The organism is Oceanospirillum sp. (genome assembly GCF_048265165.1).
GTDB lineage: Bacteria > Pseudomonadota > Gammaproteobacteria > Pseudomonadales > Halomonadaceae > Oceanospirillum.
This window is the reverse complement of record NZ_JBLXCD010000002.1, coordinates 1-19355: the sequence shown is the minus strand read 5'-3', so window position 1 is coordinate 19355 and position 19355 is coordinate 1. Positions and strand designations below refer to the sequence as shown.

Below are 19355 nucleotides of genomic sequence, written 5' to 3'. Positions count from 1 at the left end.
GTCAATGTGGTTAGCGTTAAATGCCGATTGGCGTTTTGGATGGTGCTGTGACGAGCTAAAGCCCGACCTACATTTGAGAGTACCTAATAACATACGTGAATGGCGTTACACGCCGGACGATGTAGGTCGCCCTTTAGGGCGTCAATGTGGTTAGCGTTAAATGCCGGGTTGGCGTTTTTTGATGGTGCTGCGACGGGCTAAAGCCCGACCTATATTTGAGAGTACCTAATAACATACGTGAATGGCGTTACATGCCGGACGCCCTTTAGGGCGTCAATGTGGTTAGCGTTAAATGCCGGATTGGCGTTTTTTGATGATGCTGCGACGGGCTAAAGCCCGACCTACATTTGAGAGTGCCCAATAACATACGTGAATGGCGTTACATGCCGGGTTGGCGTTTTTTGATGGTGCTGCGACGGGCTAAAGCCCGACCTACATTTGAGAGTGCCTAATAACATACGTGAGTGGCGTTACACGCCGGACAATGTAGGTCGCCCTTTAGGGCGTCAATGTGGTTAGCGTTAAATGCCGATTGGCGTTTTTTGATGGCACTGCGACGGGCTAAAGCCCGACCTACATTTGAGAGTGCCTAATAACATACGTGAATGGCGTTACATGCCGGATAATGTAGGTCGCCCTTTAGGGCGTCAATGTGGTTAGCGTTAAATGCTGATTGGCGTTTTTTGATGGCACTGCGACGGGCTAAAGCCCGACCTACAGGGCGTCACATAGGTAGCGTTAAATGCTGATTGGCGCTTTTTTGATGGATCTACGACGGGCTAAAGCCCGATCTACATTTGCTGTTTACGATTTACGGCGTAAAAAAAGACATTGAATTTTATTTGGATACCATGACAACACCCTTACTCACCGGCCACCCTGCTTTTAAGTTTTTGGCAGGGCTGGCACCCGGTATGCCGACGTTGACGGATCTGTTTCAGCAGAATCCGAAAAGAGCTGAGCAGATGCATATCGCTGCCCCGGCGATGACACTGGACTTCAGTAAGCAACGGGTTGATGCGTATGTGCTTTCGGGCCTGGATCAGCTCTTTGAGCAGTTGAAACTGTCCCGGGCCATTGATGCGCTTTTTTCCGGGAAAGAGGTGAATCGCAGTGAGGGACGTGCTGCATTGCACACTCGCTTGCGACTTCCAGTTGAGCAATTGGATCGCGATTTTCCTGAAGTCAGTCACCAGCTGCGCCGGATGGAGAATCTGGTAGGTAAGGTCCATGACGGGGTTTGGCGTGGTTTCTCCGGCAAACGAATAACGGATGTGGTTAATCTAGGTGTCGGTGGGAGTGATCTGGGCCCCCTTATGGTAACTCAGGCATTGAAGGAGTACGCACTGCCGGAGGCCAGGGCGCTTCGGGTGCACTTTGCCTCAACAATTGATGGTAGTCAGCTGTTTGATCTGTTGGACCACCTGAACCCTGAGACCACGCTGTTTCTGGTTGCTTCCAAGTCCTTTACCACGATAGACACACTGTCTAATGCCGATACGGCCCGGGCCTGGCTGGAGCGTGTTTGTCCAGATCCGTCTTTGATGCTGCGCTGCCATTTTATCGGTATTTCCGCTTCGGTGGATAAGATGGATCAGTGGGGTATTCCTGAGGATAATCAGCTGCTTTTCTGGCCCTGGGTTGGCGGGCGCTTTTCCTTGTGGTCAACGGTGGGCTGTGCGATAGCCCTGGATTTGGGAATGCCGGTTTTCCGGGAGTTGCTGGCAGGGGCCCATGAAATGGATGAGCATTTCCGAACGGCTCCGCCATTAGAGAATGTGCCGGTGATGATGGCGCTTTTGGGTATCTGGAATGTGAATGTGCAGGATATTCGTGCCCATGCGATTTTGCCCTATGATGGTCGTCTTAAGTATTTTCCCCCTTATCTGGAACAGCTGGAGATGGAGAGTAATGGCAAGTCGGTGACTCAGGATGGTGTACCGATTGACTATGCGACCTGCCCTGTACTGTGGGGCGAGGTGGGTGCTAATGCTCAACATGCGTTTTATCAGCTGCTGCATCAGGGGACACAACCGGTTGCATCGGATTTTATTCTGGCGGCGAATCGCTACGATACCGCTGGGGCAGACGATGTGTCCCGAAGCGGCATGGCTAAAAACCGGAAACACCGGGAAGCGCTGGTGGCTCAGCATGAGCTGAATATCGCTAACTGTTTGGCTCAGTCCAGGGTGCTGGCGCTGGGCAACGATGCAGTTGACCCGACCGATAACCCATTCCGTTTTTATCCGGGCAATCAACCCTCCTCAACCCTGCTTCTGGAGCGTCTGGATGCGTTTTCGCTGGGTGCGCTGATCGCGTGCTATGAGCATAAGGTTTTCACTCAGGCGGGGATCTGGGGGGTGAATCCTTTTGACCAGTGGGGCGTGGAATTGGGCAAACAGGTTGCGCTTCAGCTGCAGCCCCTGTTAAATCAGACCGCCAGTGATGATGGCGTGGCTTTGGATAGTTCCACTCGTTTGTTGGCCGATAAGATTGCGGGCTTCAGGCAGGAAGGCTATCAGGACAAACCAGACTGATGGGATCTTCTGATCTGACAAGGTTTTTCTGAAATCCCGCCCTGACACGATCACCTCGAGACGGAATAAATAATCATGAGTGAAAAAATACTGGTGACCGGTGGTGCGGGCTATATAGGTTCTCATACCTGCCTGGCGCTGTTGCAGGCTGGCTTTGATGTTGTGGTGCTGGATAATCTTTGTAATGGTTCTGAGACGGCCCTGGATCGGGTATCTGCTTTAAGTGGTCGTTCACTGACCTTTGTTCAGGGTGATGTAAAGGATACGTCTCTGGTTTTCCGGTTATTGACTGAACATTGTATTACTGGTGTGATCCATTTCGCCGGATTGAAAGCGGTTGGTGAGAGCGTTGTTAAACCTCTGGATTATTACGAGACCAATGTCTCCGGTACACTGAGTTTGTGCCGGGCGATGCAACAGGCGAATATAAAACGTCTTGTTTTCAGCTCATCGGCCACGGTTTATGGTGAAGAGGCACCGGTGCCATATCATGAAGCACTGGGACGCGGAAAGACGACGCAGCCCTATGGCACCAGTAAGGCGATGGTTGAGCAGATGCTAGAGGATCTCTGCCGTTCGGACCCTGAGTGGGCAATTGCTGTGCTACGTTACTTTAATCCTGTGGGAGCGCATCCCAGTGGCCTGATCGGGGAAGACCCCAGGGGAATTCCGAACAATCTTATGCCTTATATGGCTCAGGTTGCCGCCGGTAAGCGTGAGTACTTATCTGTTTTTGGTAATGATTATCCGACACCGGATGGAACCTGTCGTCGTGATTACCTGCATGTGGTGGATCTGGCGGATGGCCATCTCAAAGCGATTGACTGGCTGCAGCAGTCAGGCATTGATGTTTTTAATTTGGGTACAGGACAGGCGTATTCTGTTTTGGATATGCTGCAAGCATTTGAGGGGGCGATTGCCGGTTCTTTGCCTTACCGGATAGCGCCACGCAGACCCGGTGATCTGCCTGAATTCTGGGCTGATGCCTCTAAAGCAGAAAAAGTTCTGGGTTGGAGAGCTACGTTAGGTTTGGATCAGATGATGGAGGACACTTGGCGTTGGCAGTCTCAAAACCCCAATGGGTATGAGTCGTTTTTGTGATGGGCAGTCGTTATAACGATGCCGGTAGCGTACCGGATATTAATTTTTAACCCGTTTATGGGGTGTTTTGGAGTCAGCATGCGGCGTGTGATAACGTATGGAACCTTTGATCTTTTACATTATGGTCATATTAATCTTTTGCGCCGGGCTCGTCAGGAAGGGGACTACCTTATTGTTGCCCTCAGTACGGATGAGTTCAATGAGTTGTCAAAAAAGAAGAAGTGCTATTTTGACTACGAGAAAAGAAAAATCTTGTTGGAAGCGATACGCTATGTTGACCTGGTGATTCCTGAGGAAAGCTGGGAGCAGAAAAATACAGATATTTCACTCTATAAAATAGATGCTTTTGTGATAGGCGATGACTGGAAAGGAAAATTTGATTTTCTTAAGAGTCAATGTGATGTGGTTTATCTGGAACGAACACCTGAAGTGTCTACCACAGATATAAAAGTTAACCTGAAGAATCATTGAATCCCAGGATAATTCATGGACTTTTATTTTAGGTTTAAGCGTACAGATCTACTGCTGTTAGCTACCGTGTTTTATGCTTTTTTTGCCCTTGCCTTTGAGGCTGTTGCCGAGTTGGTTTTCGGAATTTCCGTTCTTTTCCTGATATTTCTGGTCTTAAAAGACCGACATTTCTCAATAAAAAAACCTCCATTTTATTTTCTGGCGTTTGCCATCCTGATTGCCATGAGCAGTTGGGCCTTTATGCTGATTCAGCAACCTGAGATCGCTGATAGCTCTCCCAGAGTGGAGAGTCTGGCAAATAAGTTTCTTTTTATTCCCATCGCACTGATTCTGGCAGGCAGTGTGCCCAAAACCTTTTTACTGTGGGGTGCGCTTGGCTTATCTGCGCTTCTGATGCCCTGGCTGGCGGGAAACGGGTTAGACGATGTTAAAGATGCCCTTATGGGGCAGCGCACAGGCTTTGGCCGTCATCCGATTACGATGGGGATGATCTATGCGGTCGCCCTGATCGGGGCACTTGTTTTTTCCCGGCGGATAATAGGCTCCAGGCTGTTAAGTTGGCGGTTTTTGCTTTGGGGCTTTCTTATGCTGGTGCTTTTGTTTGCTGTCTGGGCCTCTCAAACCCGGGCGATCTATCTGGCGCTGGCTGTTCTGGTTGTCCTGGGTCTTTCCACGTTACTTTTTTTTGCCTACCAACGCGGTGGATCTTTTGTCCGGATTTTTTGGCTTTTTACTCTGTCTGTCTCTCTTTTGGTTGTGCTGTCGGTTGTGCTTTTCAGGCTGGGTTACTTTGATTCCATCGCCCGGAAAATCCTGGATGAATCGGGTGTTATTCAGTCTCTGATCAATGGGGATTTGGCCGCGATACCAAAAAACAGCTTCGGTTTAAGAATTCATTTTTGGGTGGATGCCTGGAATATGGGACTGGATCGCTTCTGGGTCGGATGGGGCGAAGGCGGCAATCATTACCTGCATGAAAAAGCTGGAAACTTCTTTGGCGATAGGCACTTTGTCACGGTGCACAATGATCTGCTTGAGCTGTTCCTGGCTTATGGCTTGCCTGGTGTTTTGTTATTCGTTGCTTTGATTTTTTGGCTGACCCGAGAAGTTTTCCGGTTATTTCTGGCAAGGCAGATGCCTCTGGATTTTTTGATTTTTTATATATTATTTATGGTTTTTTATGTTGTTAATGGTTTGTTTATGTCTGTTTTGTATTTTGACGAATCATTGCTCTTGTGGAATGTTATTCTTTCAGGTTATTTAGGCTTTGTTTTTAAGTATCAATCTTTTCAGAATTGGATGATGACAGATGTTGAGTAATATTCGTGAGATACAGCTGTATCAATTAGCGATGCTGAAAGAGCTGGATAGAATTTTTAAGGAAGAAGGTATCTCTTATTTTGCTGTGGGTGGTACGGCCTTGGGTGCAGTCAGGCACTCGGGCTTTATTCCTTGGGATGATGATATCGATATTGCGATGCTGCGCGAGGATTATGAGAAGTTTCTGCAGCTGGAACATAGGCTTCCTGATAGTTTTTCAATAATGAATCATGCTAGTGAGAAAAATTACCCGATCTATTTTAGTAAAGTGTTAAATAAAGATGTGCCTTTTTTTGATATTGATTTATTAAAATATGATATTGGCCGCTATATTTTTATTGATGTTTTCCCTTGGGATGAACTTGAAAACTGGAAGTTAAAGAAAAAAAAGCTGAATAAAATAAGAAGAAATTTTAAAAAATCTGTCTTCAAAAAGCATGGTAGCTATTTTGATACTATAAAGTTCTCCTTATATAAACTTATGAATCGGTTTAAATCGTCGGATACACTGTTTGCTGAGCTTGATGCCGCATCCAGAGCGCTTTCCGGCCGAGGTACGGGAACCTGGGGCTATGCGATGCTCAATGATGTTCTGACGGAGGATCAGCTATTCCCGTTAAGGCAGATCCGCTTTGAGGGGATGGATATTCCTGTTCCTAACAAGGTAGAAGAATATTTGAGCCATAAGTACGGCGACTATATGCAGTTACCGGATGAAAAAGACAGGGTAAACCACTCGACCTGATTCAGGTGCGCTTCTGATATAACATTCCCCGTCGGTTTAAAGCTTAATACAGTAGTTGCAGGGTAGTGAATGAACATACGAATTTTAGGGGATAGTCTGGCGGCCTGGACGATGGCTGGTGCGCTATCTTCCACGGGTTGTCAGGTGGTGATGTCGGCGAAAAGGCTGCCGGATGAGTCCGGTGAAATTGCGGAGCTGGATCTGCTGCATATGTTGCTGGAGCAGCATCGGCAGGAGCGGCTGTTACTGATTCCGGGGCCGGATAATGTGTTTGATCGGGTTTATCATCTGCTGATTGATGCGCGAACAAACCTGACCTCTGAGCAGCGCTTTCCTGTGCTGCAGGATTTTGCCGGGCAGGTGCCTGCGGGCAGTCACTCTGTTTATGCGTTGGTGCAGCCTGTGGCGGTGGGCACTACGGATACGTTGCAGGACTTGCTGGTTGAGGCCGTCGGCGATAAGCGGGTGGAGTGCTTGTACTGGCCCTCTTTTATTGAGGCAGGCCGCGCTCTGGAGAGTTTTACCCGTTCTGGCCGCTTGTTGATTGGTGCCTGTGAGGGAGCTGCGGGTATTGGCTTGGTTCGTGAGCTGATGTCGCCGTTTAACCGCAGTAAAGATGCGGCGATGGTGATGACGGCTAAGGAAGCGGAGCTGACTAAAATTGGTATCAATGGCATGTTGGCAACCCGGATCAGCTTTATGAATGAACTGGCGGATCTGGCGGCCCGCCAGGGAGTTGATATTGAGTCCGTTCGCCTGGGGCTGGGGGCCGATCCCCGTATTGGCCATCAGTATCTTTATCCGGGCTGTGGCTTCGGAGGTGAGGCGTTTACCGATACTCTGAACTTTCTCGGTCAGGAACTACAGGCGACAGAGCATAGCCAGGGGATTGATCAGGGCTTGCTGAGTAGTGTGCAGCAGATTAATGAGCAGCAGAAAGACCTGCTGTTTCAGAAGTTCTGGCGTTATTTCAATGCCGATATTAAGGGACGGTCGGTGGCGTTTTGGGGCTGTGCTTTTAAACCGAACACCAGCAGTATTGCCGGGAGCCCTTCTTTAGTGTTGCTACAGGCTTTGCTTAGTCATGGGGTAACCGTCAGGGTTTATGATCCTATGGCGATGGGGTCGCTGAAGGCCTGGCTTGAGCGTCAGACTGATTTGACAGGGCAGGCCAGCAGAGCTGATCAGGTGATCTACTGTGACAGCCCGGAGCAGGCGGCTGAAGAAACCGATGCCGTTATGCTGATTACGGAGTGGAAGCTGTTCTGGAATCAGGATCTTGCCAGAATTGCATCGAGGATGAATACGCCTCTGCTGCTGGATGGCCGCAATATTTATTCTCCCCGGTTAGCGGCTCAGGCGGGCCTGGTTTATTCCGCGATTGGTCGGGGGCTGGCGCTGTAATAAGTGGCGGGCTGCGAGATACATTACATTATAGGGTTCCGATATGTTGACGGCATTGTTACAGGATTATTTTGAGCGGATACCGGACGCCGGTAACCCTCAGCAGCAGGTTTGCTTTGGTACTTCCGGGCACCGGGGATCATCGCTTAAAACCTCATTTAATGAATATCACGTACTGGCTATCGCTCAGGCGGTTTCAGATTACCGGACGTTGCAGGGGTATACGGGGCCTTTGCATCTGGGGCGTGATACCCATGCGCTTTCGGAAGTGGCGTGGAACTCTGCATTAAGTGTACTGGTGGCGAACGGGTTGGATGTGCGTATTGATGCGGGTGCGTTAGGTGTAACCGCGACTCCGGTTGTTAGTCATGCGATTCTTGTGCATAACCGGAACGCCCCTGATCAATTGAGCGATGGTTTGGTGATTACGCCATCCCATAACCCGCCAGAAGACGGGGGGATAAAGTATAACCCGGCCCACGGTGGCCCGGCAGGTACTGATGCCACGGACTGGATTCAGGCTCGGGCCAATCACTATCTGGCTGTGGGTCTTGAGGGTGTGAAGCGTGTTTCTCTGGGGGCTGCGCTTGAGTCGGCTGAGTCTTTTGATTATACCGGCCAATATCTGGCAGACCTTGAACAGGTCGTTGATCTGGCGGCGATCCGGGAGGCGGGTCTTAAACTGGGGGTTGATCCTTTAGGTGGCGCAGGTTTACCCATCTGGCAGGCGTTGACGGAAAAAACCGGGATTCCCATAGAGGTGGTCAACGATACGCTTGATGGCAGTTTTGCGTTTATGCCACCGGATCATGATGGCAAAATCCGTATGGATTGCTCCAGTCCGTTTGCCATGGAAAATCTGCTGGCTATTAAAGAGCGCTTTGACCTGGCCTTTGGTAATGACCCGGATGCGGATCGCCACGGTATTGTTGATCAGCAGGGACTGATGAGCCCGAATCACTTTCTGGCGGTCTGTATCGATTATCTGCTGACCCATCGCCCTCAGTGGTCCCTGTCTCTGAAGATCGGCAAGACACTGGTTTCCTCTTCAATGATTGACCGTGTGGTGGCAAGCCATAACCGGGTGTTGTATGAAACCCCGGTTGGTCTTAAATGGTTTGTCGACGGTTTGCAGCAGGGTTGGCTGGCCTTTGGTGGTGAAGAGAGTGCTGGCGCAACCCTGTTAACCCAAAGCGGTGAACCCTGGTCAACAGATAAAGATGGTATCGCCTTGTGCTTACTGGCGGCAGAAATCATGGCGGTGACCGGAAAGTCTCCCTCTGAGTATTATCAGGGGCTGACGGAGCGCCATGGCAATCCGGTTTACCGCCGGGTTGATACGCCTTTAACTCCGGAGCAGAAGGCAGGTTTCAAGCATCTTAATGCACAAAGTGTTCGGTCGACTCAGCTTGCCGGTGAGGCGATTCAGAGTGTGATGGTGAATGCTCCCGGTAATCAGGCGGCCATCGGTGGTATTAAAGTGGTTACCGAGAATGGCTGGTTTGCGGCCCGGCCAAGTGGTACTGAGCCGCTTTGTAAGGTTTATGCTGAAAGTTTTAAAGGTGAACAACACCTGAATAACTTGATTGCGGAAGCGAATCAACTGCTTGAACAGGTTCTTTGAGCGGTTTTTATAGCGTTGTAGCCTGAGCGTCGACTTTTACTCGGAAAGGTGTTTTTTATACGTTGGTTCCGTTTATCACAAGATGCTTAATCTGTACTATTTTAAAGGTAACACTCTGTAGCTCACGCTTACTGGCTTCTCCAGCACAAGGACACTTTCATGAAAAAAAATATCTTAACGGCGGCGGTAACTCTGGCGCTTTCCGGCCCGGCTTTTTCCGCCGTTGTTGTGGGAAACTATGGTGCATCAACGACTTTAGGGCAGGTTGCTTCTCCGACAACGGTGAATAGTGTTCTCTATAATCCGGCGGCTGGGTATCTGGTGCTGGATACAGAAGAGGAGTCGGTACGGCTGGGTTATCTGTCGCAGATCGGTGGTAGTCTTGAGTTTGGTGAGGCGGACAACTTTCAGGATGAGGTTGACCGCTTTATGGATGCCCTTGATGATTTTGATGATGATCTGATGGCAGGGCGGTACACGTCTATTGCTGAGGCAGATGCGGCGGCGGATGTGATTCTGGATGACTTCAGCTCTGTGCTGAAGAATTTTGGTGACAGCGGTCGTATTAAAACGGCTTTTTCTGCCGCTGTTCCCGGATTGCCTGCTGTTTTTCAGGTGGGTGATCTGCCGGGTGTGATCAGTGTGGATGCGTCTGTGTCTGCGATATCGGCGGTGAGCTTTCTCGATGCACCTTTGCAGAAGGTGGGCACCGGGGATCTGAGCGACTATGATCTGAAGACAGACTCCGCTGTTTTTGTGCGGGGTGGTGCTTTGTTCCAGCTTGGTTTGGGTTATAGCCAGCCTGTGTCCGACCTGAACGCTATCGGGGATCTTTCCGGACAGTTAATTCTTGGGGCAAAAGCAAATCTGTATTCTGCATCTCTGAGTCAGGAAGTGGCAGCTGTGGATCGTGATGACGATGAGGATGTGGGTGACCTGATCTCCGATGGATTAGATGATAACTCCAGGGACAGCTCTGCCCTGGGTGTTGATCTGGGGGCTGTTTGGTTGGCTGAAAACTATCAGTTGGGCTTTGCGGTGAAAAACATCAATAGCCCGGAGCTGAAATATGGTTCCCTGCAGGACAGTGCTGATGCTCAGGCGTTCAGCAGTGAGATCTCTCTGGATGGTGGCGTAACCCTGGAAACCCAAGGTACAGTGGATGGTGCTGTTTTTCTGAAAGAGCGCTCATTGATGCTGGCTGCCAGCGCTGACCTGAATAAGGTTGACGATCTGGTGGGTGATGAGGTGCAGATGCTGCATGTCTCCGGCGTTTATTTTCCCTCCAGTGCTGTCGTGCCGACAGTGCGTTTGGGTTATGAGAAAAACCTTAGCGGTGAAGAGTTGTCAGCCGTTAACTTTGGTATGGGGTTGTTCCGGGGCGTTGCTAATTTTGACCTGACCTACGGTTTGGATACGGCTGAAGTTGACGGTGACAGTATTCCTCGCCGCTTGGGCTTGCAACTGAGCTTTGAAGAATCTTTCTGAAACCCTGATAATAGCGGTTCGGCAAAAGCCCTTGGGTGATTTTCACTCCGGGGCTTTTATTTTATTGCTGGCAACCTCTCTGAATTTCAGCCGGGAAAGCGTAAAATCGGCCTGCACCTGATATTCCCCTGCACCTGATGTTATCTTTGCAGTGGTGGGAAACAGGAATGGAGTTGGGTGCAGATCTTTGGTAAAGAGGTGCCGGTTAGAGAGCTGGCCGTGATTTCATATTAAAGGAAGACAATGACATGCTGAAAGATACACCCGCAACGGTAACCGGAGCTGCTCTGCTAAGGCGGTTAGGGTTTTATCTATTTCTGGGCCTCTTTATGTTGGTGGCACCTGGGGTGCTCTATATTGATGCCGTTGTGCTCAATCAAAGTGTTGATGAAACATCTGTGACTGAGATTTTGCAGGAAATCTTCTTATTCATCAGTCTGCTCTGCTATCTGGTGTTGTACATCAAGTCCCGCGGTAAAGAGCCTTTCTTTGCTCTGGTGACCGCTTTTTATGGTGTGTTATTTATCCGTGAACTGGATATGTTTCTGGATGCCATCGTGCATGGTTTCTGGAAATATCCGGCGATTGTTGTTGCTCTGACAGGTATTTATATCGGGGTAAAAGGCTGGCAGAAAACCCGGCAGAGTCTTTACACTTTTCTCGAAATTCCCGGTGGGGTGTTCACCGCTTTTGGTGTTCTGTTAGTGCTGTTTTTCAGCCGTATTTTCGGTTCGTCAAAAATCTGGGAGCCGATTATGCAGGACCGGTATTTGTACCTGTTTAAATCAGCGATTCAGGAAAGTATTGAGTTGTACGGTTATTCCATTATTTTTATCGGGTCTGTAATGGTTTTTTACCGTCTTTTTTTCAAAAAAGATATTTAACGCGTTATTACCTTTATTACCTTTTTATTTAAAAGAGATTGTTAATGAAAGTAGCAGTTGTTGGAACAGGCTATGTCGGACTTTCAAATGCATTGCTTTTGGCTCAGCGCTGCGATGTTGTTGCCGTTGACATAGATAAAGACAAGGTGTCAGGGCTGAATAGAGGCGTGTCCCCGATTGATGATGCAGAGGTTGCAGATTTTCTCCGCAATAAGCATCTGAGTTTCTCTGCAACGACAGATCTGTCTTCAGCGATTGAAGGTGCACATTTTGTGATTGTTGCCACGCCAACAGATTATGATCCTGAAACAAACTACTTTGATACCTCTACTGTGGAGTCTGTCTGTCGCCAGATTGCGACACTGATGTCGGGAAACTCTGAGGCAGGTCAGGCAACGATTATTATCAAGTCAACAGTCCCGGTTGGTTTTACGGAGGAACTCAGAAGCAATCTGGCGTACCCGCATCTCTACTTTTCTCCTGAGTTTCTGCGCGAGGGTCGGGCTCTGTATGATAATTTGTATCCGTCACGGATTATTGTTGGTGCCGATACGGAGCGGGCTCACCAGTTTGCCGACATATTACGTACTTGTTCTGATAAACCGGATGTGGAAACTTTATATACAGGCTCCACAGAAGCTGAAGCTATCAAGTTATTTTCGAATACTTATCTTGCCATGCGCGTTGCCTATTTTAATGAGCTGGACACCTATGCAGCGGTAAACCAGTTGGACTCCCGGCAGATCATCCAGGGTGTTGGTTTAGATCCCAGAATCGGTGCTCATTACAATAATCCTTCATTTGGGTATGGCGGCTACTGCCTGCCTAAAGATACTAAACAATTGCTGGCGAACTATGATTCGGTACCCAGTAACCTTATTAAGGCAATTGTTGATGCCAATGAAACGCGGAAGAGATTTATCAGTAATCTTCTGATTGAACGCTCTGACGGTGTTGTTGGCATCTATCGCCTGGTTATGAAGTCTGGCTCAGACAATTTCAGAGCGTCCGCTATTATTGATGTTATCAAACACCTTATTGATGCGGGTTGTGAGTTGGTGATTTATGAGCCTACTATCAGCGATGGTCATTTTATGGGTGTAGACGTTGATAATAACCTGAACCGCTTTAAAAAAAGGTCTTCTGTTATTTTGGCTAATCGTATCTCTGATGAACTTGAAGATGTCAGTTCGCGGGTATTTAGTCGTGATATTTTCGGTAAGGATTAATAGAGAGTCATATGAAAAGACCTAAGGTGTTTTTTTTCCTGAGCGCGATCTGGGAGTCCTGGTTCCGGTCAAAATTCCCTGTCAACCTTGAACAGGAGTTTGCCCGTCTCTCTGAAAAGGAGAAGCAGTATGTGATGGACCGGGTGAATTACTATATAAAAATAGATGCTCCTTTTCATTCCGATTTTGACGCTGAGATTGGCACGTTTAAGCGCGGTAAGGGTAGTGCTTACTACTACGATATGAAGCGGCATTTGGCTAATTTTGATCGGCATTTAGGCTTTAGCTACCTTTTTGGTGATATTACCCATGTGCCTGATAAGCCGTGCTTTGTTAAGAGCAGGCCGATCGGTGATGACAATCAAAACTCGGTACTGCTGAAGATTAACAGTCACCGGCATTTCCGTTTTTTTGATGACCCTTACTCATATGAAGAAAAGCAGGATTTAGCGGTCTGGCGAGGCAATGCACCACAGCCCCACAGAAAATTATTCCTGGATAAATTCTCTGATCATCCGATGTGTGATGTCGGTTCTGTTGAAGAAGAGAGCAAGGGAAGTGCTAGCTACAAGCCTTTTCTCTCCCCTCAGGAGCAGATGCGATACAAATTTATTGTCAGTCTCGAAGGTTATGATGTTGCATCCAACTTGAAATGGGTGATGGCGACCAATTCCGTGGCGGTGATGCCGGAGCCGCATTATGAAACCTGGTTTATGGAAGGGCGTCTGATACCGGATTTTCACTATATCTGTGTTATGCCGGACTATTCGGACCTGGAGGAGAAGCTTAAGTATTTTCTTGCGCACCCGGAGAAAGCTAAGGCGATTGTGGCGAATGCTAACGCCTATGTTAAACGTTTCCGGGAGCAGGAAATGGAGCGACTGATCTTTCTGATGGTGTTGCAAAAATATTTCAAACTTTCTCAACAGACTCAGGCATCGTGATGAAAATCTTAATACATGTGACCAGTGAACTGCCTCCAAAGGAGTACGGTGGTATCAATCGTGTCGTCTGGGGGTTGGGCAAGACACTGGTTAAAAAAGGAAATGAAGTTGTGTTTCTGGCTCCGGAAGGTTCGCACTGCGATTTTGCACATGTGATCCCACTGGATCGATCTTTGCCGATTGACGATCAGGTGCCGGATGATGTGGATATTGTGCACCTGAACGGTGAGCTGGAGGTTAAGCCCAGCAAACCTTTTTTATATACGCAGCATGGCAATTTTAATCGTTACCCGTTGCCAAAGAATACGGTATTTGTCTCCCGCCGCCATGCCGAAAGACATGGCTCTGAGAGCTTTGTCCATAATGGTCTGGACTGGTCTGAGTATCCGGCCCCGGAGCTGGATCACCCAAGAGATACTTTTCACTTTCTTGGCAATGCTGCCTGGCGTATCAAGAATGTTAAAGGCGCAATCCGCTCGGTACTGAAGACCAGATCGGAGACACTTGAGGTGCTGGGGGGGCGACGGCTGAACTTCCGTATGGGGTTCCGGTTTACTCTGAGTCCGTGTATTCATTTCCATGGCATGGTAAATGATCGTGAAAAAGCGGTGGTGCTGAATCGTTCAAAAGGTTTGGTTTTTCCCGTGCGCTGGGATGAGCCCTTTGGTCTGGCCATTATTGAAAGCCTGTATTTTGGCTGTCCTGTATTTGGCAGTCCCCATGGTTCTTTACCTGAGTTAATCAAGCCGGAGTTTGGAGCTTTGGTTACCAACTCTGATGATATGGCCGCTTTACTGCAGAATACGGAACGCTTTTCCCGGGAGGCCTGCCATGTTTATGCAAGAGATCATTTTAATGCGGAGGTCATGACGGAGCGTTACCTTACGTTGTACCGTCATATTCTGGAAGGTAAAACCCTGGCAGAAACCGAACCGGCCATGGTGGGTGGTCATATCAAGCAATTCTTGGAATGGAACTAGTACGGTGAAAATTTTTGTATTAAGTATGTTGCGTTCCACAGATCGTAGGGATGCTGTTAGCAAGCTGATGGCTGAGCATGATCTTGCTTTTGAGTTTATTGATGGTGTGGACGGCAAGGAAGGTAGTCATCCGCTGCTGAAGAAATTCAAACCCAATAAGTTTCTGGTACGCCATGGTCGCCCTTCAAAGCCGGGAGAGGGGGGCTGTTACGCCAGTCATTACCTTGCCTGGGAGAAGTGTGTTGAGCTGGATGAGCCTATCATCGTGCTTGAGGATGACTTTATACTTCGCGACTGCATACACGATGTTCTGGCTCAGGTTGAGTCTCTGATGCCGCGCTACCCTTTTATCCGCCTGGAAGATAATGGGCCCAGGTTGCAGAAGACGGTTTTTGAGCGAGACGGCTTTGAGCTGGTGAAGTTTCTGAAAATTCCGCAACGCACTACCTGTTATGCTGTTTCACCCCGGGCCGCGAAGGCATTTTTAAAGAGCAGTGATGAGTTTGTTTATCCGGTTGATGTCTTTCTCCGGCACCAGAACCTGCATCGGGTGCCTCTGTTTGGTTTGTCTCCCCGCCCTGTTGCTCCTGTTGATCCGACAGATGAAAACTCTGAGATCGGTAATCGACATACCGGGAAGGCGCCTGCATGGTCTAAACTGACCAAACTACTATTCAAGATTAAAAACCTTTTCCTGAATATCCTGACCAATATTTATCATGAAATCCGGGGTTATTAAGCTTGTGATTCATGCTGTTACCGAACCTGTTTTAACGTTGCGATACGAGTCGATCCTGTTATGAACCTTTTTGAACCTCATCAGAATAAAGTGCTTGTTGTGGGCGATGTAATGCTTGATAAGTACTGGTATGGCTCGACGGAACGTATCTCTCCTGAGGCACCGGTTCCCATTGTGAAGGTACAGTCCAATGATAGTCGGGCTGGCGGTGCGGCTAATGTGGGGCTGAACCTTTCGGCGCTGAGAGTTCCTGCGGAAGTTGCCGGTATCGTGGGCCGCGACCCGGAGAGTGATGAGCTGTCGGCTCTGCTTGGAGAGAGGGGCGTTGATGCCAGTTTTGTCCGGTCTTCTGATAAGCCAACGATTACAAAACTGCGTATTATGAGCCGCCATCAACAACTGCTGCGCCTGGATCAAGAGGAGCTTTTCAGCGTTTCTGATGCGGAGGCCCTTAGTGGACAGGTTATGGCGAAGGCGGCTGGCGCTTCGGTTGTGGTGCTGTCGGATTATGCGAAGGGGTCTTTGTCTGATGTCCGCTCTTTAATTGCGTCATTTAGTCAAAAAAATATTCCTGTTTTAGTCGATCCTAAAGGCGTAGATTTTAGTCGCTATCGTGGTGCAACACTATTGACACCCAATATGTCGGAGTTTGAGGCTGTTGTGGGTCGCTGCGTTAGTGAAGAAGCGGTTGTTCAAAAAGCGGTAGCGATGTTACGTGATCTTGAGCTGGAGGCTTTGCTGCTGACCCGTAGTGAAAGAGGGATGACACTCTTTCAGGTAAATAAAGATCCGGTGTATTTCGCGGCTAATGCAAAAGCGGTTTTTGATGTGACCGGGGCCGGGGATACGGTTATTGCAACTCTGGCTGCCGGTATAGCCGGAGGTCTCAGTCTGGAACAGTCGGTTGAGATAGCGAATATTGCCGCTGGTATTGCGGTTTCTAAATTAGGTACGGATACCGTGTCTTTGGCGGAGTTGAATACTGAGCTGATGAATCATTCTGGTCTGGATCAGCAGAAAGTACTTGATGAAACGACGCTGATACAAGCCCTGACAACCGCGCGCCACAGGGGCGAGAAGGTTGTCTTTACCAATGGCTGTTTTGATATTTTGCACCCGGGACACGTCAGTTACCTTAATGCTGCCCGCAAACTGGGTGATAAGCTGATAGTAGCTGTTAATTCGGATGCATCAGTATCCCGCCTGAAAGGGCCTTCCCGTCCCATCAATGGCCTTGAGCACCGCATGCATGTACTGGGCGGTCTGGCTTCTGTGGATTGGGTGGTCGCTTTCGGAGAAGATACTCCGGCGCGCATTATTAATGCGCTTCACCCTGATGTGTTGGTTAAGGGTGGGGATTATCAACTGGAAGAGATCGTGGGTGCCGATACTGTCCTTGCTTCAGGCGGTGAGGTTAAAGTGCTTAACTTTGAGGACGGGTATTCCACCACGGGCATTATTGAAGCTGCTCATCAATCTAGTCTTAAATAACAGAAGGATCATCTGATGGATTTAACAAATGCTCAGCTAAACGATTGGACCGACATTGCGCTACAGTGGGCTGGTATGATCTGGCCTGCTTTACTTCTGCTGGTTATCGGCCTGTGGGTCACTAAAAGAGTCAGGAATCTGTTGGTTTCTCTGCTGAAAAGAAAGAATATGGACGAGGCAGCGGCCAGTTTTATCGGCCAGATTGCTCATGCCGTATTGCTGATTATTCTGTTTATTTCGGTACTCAGTGAACTGGGTGTCGATACAACGTCGTTGATTGCTGCTCTGGGTGCTGCCGGTTTGGCGGTTGGTCTTGCTCTTAAAGGTTCTATGGAGAATTTGGCCGCAGGTATTCTGCTGGTATCCCAACGCCCGTTTAAGAAAGGCGATTTCGTTGAGGGTGCCGGTGTATCCGGTAGCGTTGATCGTATTGCGATGCTCAATACCCGGTTGATAACGCCGGATAATAAGCTGATCGTGGTGCCTAATGCCTCCCTGGTTAATGGCAATCTGACGAACTACTCAGCCCAGCCGACCCGTCGTCTCGATCTGCTGGTGGGTGTTGGCTATGATGATGATATTCGTCTGGTAAAAGAAACACTGAATGAGATTATTGCGGTAGAACCCCGTGGTATGAAAGACCCTGAACCTATGGTTGCGGTCAGTGAATTGGCTGATAGTTCAGTAAACTTTACGGTGCGGGTCTGGGTTGATTCTGCAGATTACTGGCCGACAAAATTTGATCTGACAGAGAAAATTAAGCTGACTTTTGATGAGAAGGGAATTTCTATTCCTTTTCCTCAGCGAGATGTGCATCTTTATAAGCACTCTGAATAGATTGTCAGTATTTAAATTAAAAGGGTGGCTTCGGCCGCCCTTTTTTGTCGGTTAAATATCTCGCTTAACAAGCCTCTGATATACTTAGCTCTACATTTTAAGCTTCAGGACTCCCACGGGCAGCTTCATGAAAGAAATCATTCTTATCAATATCTCTGGCGTCGATAAGCCGGGGTTAACCTCTTCTATTACCAATATCCTAGCAGGCTATGGTGTCAATATTCTGGATATCGGTCAGGCTGTTATCCATGACACCTTATCGCTGGGTGTGCTGGTGCATATACCTGAGGAAGCTGAATCCTCACCTGTCCTGCGGGATGTTTTATTTAAAGCCCATGAGTTAGGGGTGAATATCCGTTTTACACCTGTGGCGGAAGATAGTTATGGCCACTGGGTTGATGGGCAGGGTAAAAACCGCTTTATTGTCACCCTGCTGGCGCGACAGATAACGGCGGAGCATATTGCCCGGGTTACCGGTGTGGTGGCTGATAATGAACTGAATATTGATCGGATTAATCGCTTGTCCGGGCGTATTCCGCTGCGACAGCTTTCAGAGCAAAGTCGTGCCTGTGTTGAGTTCTCTGTTCGGGGTGATCCTGACGATCCGGCAAAGATCCGCGAACAGTTTCTGAGCCTGGCTAATGAACTGGCTGTGGATATCTCTTTCCAGGAAGATAACGTTTTCCGTCGCAACCGCCGTCTGGTGGTTTTTGATATGGACTCAACGCTGATTGAGGCAGAGGTCATTGATGAACTGGCCAAAGCTGCAGGCGTTGGTGAGCAGGTTTCTGCAATTACCGAAAGTGCAATGCGGGGTGAAATCGATTTTACTGAGAGCTTTAAGCGTCGGGTTGCACTACTGAAAGGTCTTGATGAGAGTGTTCTTCAGGGGATCGCCGAAAACCTTAAAATTACTGAAGGGGCAGAGAAACTGATCTCTACCCTCAATGCACTGGGTTACACCACTGCAATTTTGTCCGGCGGCTTCACCTACTTTGGTGAATATCTGCAGAAGAAGCTGGGTATTGATTACGTTCATGCCAATGCCCTGGAGATCAGGGATGGAAAGGTGACGGGCAATGTCACCGGTGTCGTCGTGGATGGAGAGCGTAAGAAAGAGCTGTTAAAACAGATCGCCGCGGATGAAGGTGTGCGTCTGGAGCAAACAATTGCGGTGGGGGATGGTGCCAATGACCTGCCTATGCTGGGAACAGCCGGGCTGGGTATCGCATTCCGTGCGAAGCCCATTGTAAAAGAAAGCGCTAAGCACTCATTATCTAATCTTGGTCTGGATGCGATCCTTTATCTGATCGGTTACAGCGACCGGGATCTTGACTGATTTGAGTGCATGTATGTCTGAAAGCCCGTCATTCGTAAGGTGCCGGGCTTTTCTTTTGTTTTCAGAGTCTCGGTCCGAATACTGTATGGCGGGTCATCTTTGCTTATAGTTCACACTATTTTCACTTATTTTGTCTTTTTCTCATTTTAGGGGTTGTGCTGCTCCGTTTTGTGCGTATAATTCGCCCTCGTTGTCACGGAGCAAGTCTTCAGGCAACGGTTA

16 protein-coding genes are annotated in these 19355 nt (G+C 48.6%); all 16 read left to right on the top strand.

Translation table 11 applies throughout. The annotated features are described in order from the left end of the window. Positions 1-851: 851 nt before the first annotated feature. The 16 genes from pgi to serB all read left to right on the top strand — a co-directional run bounded on the left by pgi (position 852) and on the right by serB (position 19133). Positions 852-2537 (top strand): glucose-6-phosphate isomerase, encoded by a 1686-nt coding sequence (pgi, locus tag ACN0R8_RS03710; protein ID WP_417595220.1) that lies wholly within the window; start codon positions 852-854, stop codon positions 2535-2537. Positions 2538-2612: 75 nt separating this feature from the next. Next, a complete protein-coding gene (gene galE / locus ACN0R8_RS03705; RefSeq protein WP_417595218.1) occupies positions 2613-3638 on the top strand; it encodes a UDP-glucose 4-epimerase GalE in 1026 nt (341 codons plus the stop codon). A 78-nt stretch (positions 3639-3716) separates the two neighbouring features. Then, on the top strand, positions 3717-4109 hold the full coding sequence (tagD, locus tag ACN0R8_RS03700) for a glycerol-3-phosphate cytidylyltransferase (protein ID WP_417595216.1): 393 nt from the start codon (positions 3717-3719) through the stop codon (positions 4107-4109). A gap of 15 nt (positions 4110-4124) precedes the next feature. Continuing rightward, positions 4125-5429, top strand: a complete 1305-nt coding sequence (locus ACN0R8_RS03695; protein ID WP_417595214.1) for an O-antigen ligase family protein — start codon at positions 4125-4127, stop codon at positions 5427-5429. 31 nt (positions 5430-5460) lie between these two features. Next, positions 5461-6174, top strand: a complete 714-nt coding sequence (locus ACN0R8_RS03690) for a LicD family protein (RefSeq protein WP_417595212.1) — start codon at positions 5461-5463, stop codon at positions 6172-6174. Between the two features lie 69 nt (positions 6175-6243). Further along, positions 6244-7578: a UDP binding domain-containing protein gene (locus ACN0R8_RS03685; RefSeq protein ID WP_417595210.1), complete on the top strand. Its 1335-nt coding sequence runs from the start codon at positions 6244-6246 to the stop codon at positions 7576-7578. A 46-nt stretch (positions 7579-7624) separates the two neighbouring features. Beyond that, positions 7625-9202 (top strand): phosphoglucomutase, encoded by a 1578-nt coding sequence (locus ACN0R8_RS03680; protein WP_417596362.1) that lies wholly within the window; start codon positions 7625-7627, stop codon positions 9200-9202. 159 nt (positions 9203-9361) lie between these two features. Beyond that, complete coding sequence (traF, locus tag ACN0R8_RS03675; RefSeq protein WP_417595208.1) at positions 9362-10690, top strand: conjugal transfer protein TraF; 1329 nt, start codon at positions 9362-9364, stop codon at positions 10688-10690. A gap of 248 nt (positions 10691-10938) precedes the next feature. Beyond that, positions 10939-11574: a hypothetical protein gene (locus tag ACN0R8_RS03670; protein WP_417595206.1), complete on the top strand. Its 636-nt coding sequence runs from the start codon at positions 10939-10941 to the stop codon at positions 11572-11574. 44 nt (positions 11575-11618) lie between these two features. Beyond that, entirely contained in the window at positions 11619-12803 is a 1185-nt protein-coding gene (locus ACN0R8_RS03665) for a nucleotide sugar dehydrogenase (RefSeq protein ID WP_417595204.1), read from the top strand. Between the two features lie 11 nt (positions 12804-12814). Further along, positions 12815-13747 carry a glycosyl transferase family 90 gene (locus ACN0R8_RS03660; protein ID WP_417595202.1) on the top strand — a complete coding sequence of 311 codons (933 nt, stop codon included), beginning with the start codon at positions 12815-12817 and terminating at the stop codon, positions 13745-13747. Then, positions 13747-14727 carry a glycosyltransferase gene (locus ACN0R8_RS03655; RefSeq protein WP_417595200.1) on the top strand — a complete coding sequence of 327 codons (981 nt, stop codon included), beginning with the start codon at positions 13747-13749 and terminating at the stop codon, positions 14725-14727. The genes ACN0R8_RS03660 and ACN0R8_RS03655 overlap by 1 nt, the downstream gene beginning before the upstream one ends. 4 nt (positions 14728-14731) lie before the next feature. Continuing rightward, on the top strand, positions 14732-15466 hold the full coding sequence (locus ACN0R8_RS03650) for a glycosyltransferase family 25 protein (RefSeq protein WP_417595198.1): 735 nt from the start codon (positions 14732-14734) through the stop codon (positions 15464-15466). Between the two features lie 60 nt (positions 15467-15526). After that, the gene (gene hldE / locus ACN0R8_RS03645; protein WP_417595196.1) at positions 15527-16957 is read left to right on the top strand and encodes a bifunctional D-glycero-beta-D-manno-heptose-7-phosphate kinase/D-glycero-beta-D-manno-heptose 1-phosphate adenylyltransferase HldE; all 1431 of its coding nucleotides are present in this window, start codon (positions 15527-15529) and stop codon (positions 16955-16957) included. A 15-nt stretch (positions 16958-16972) separates the two neighbouring features. Further along, entirely contained in the window at positions 16973-17794 is an 822-nt protein-coding gene (locus ACN0R8_RS03640; protein WP_417595194.1) for a mechanosensitive ion channel family protein, read from the top strand. Positions 17795-17921: 127 nt separating this feature from the next. Next, the gene (gene serB / locus ACN0R8_RS03635) at positions 17922-19133 is read left to right on the top strand and encodes a phosphoserine phosphatase SerB (protein ID WP_417595192.1); all 1212 of its coding nucleotides are present in this window, start codon (positions 17922-17924) and stop codon (positions 19131-19133) included. Positions 19134-19355 lie beyond the last annotated feature (222 nt).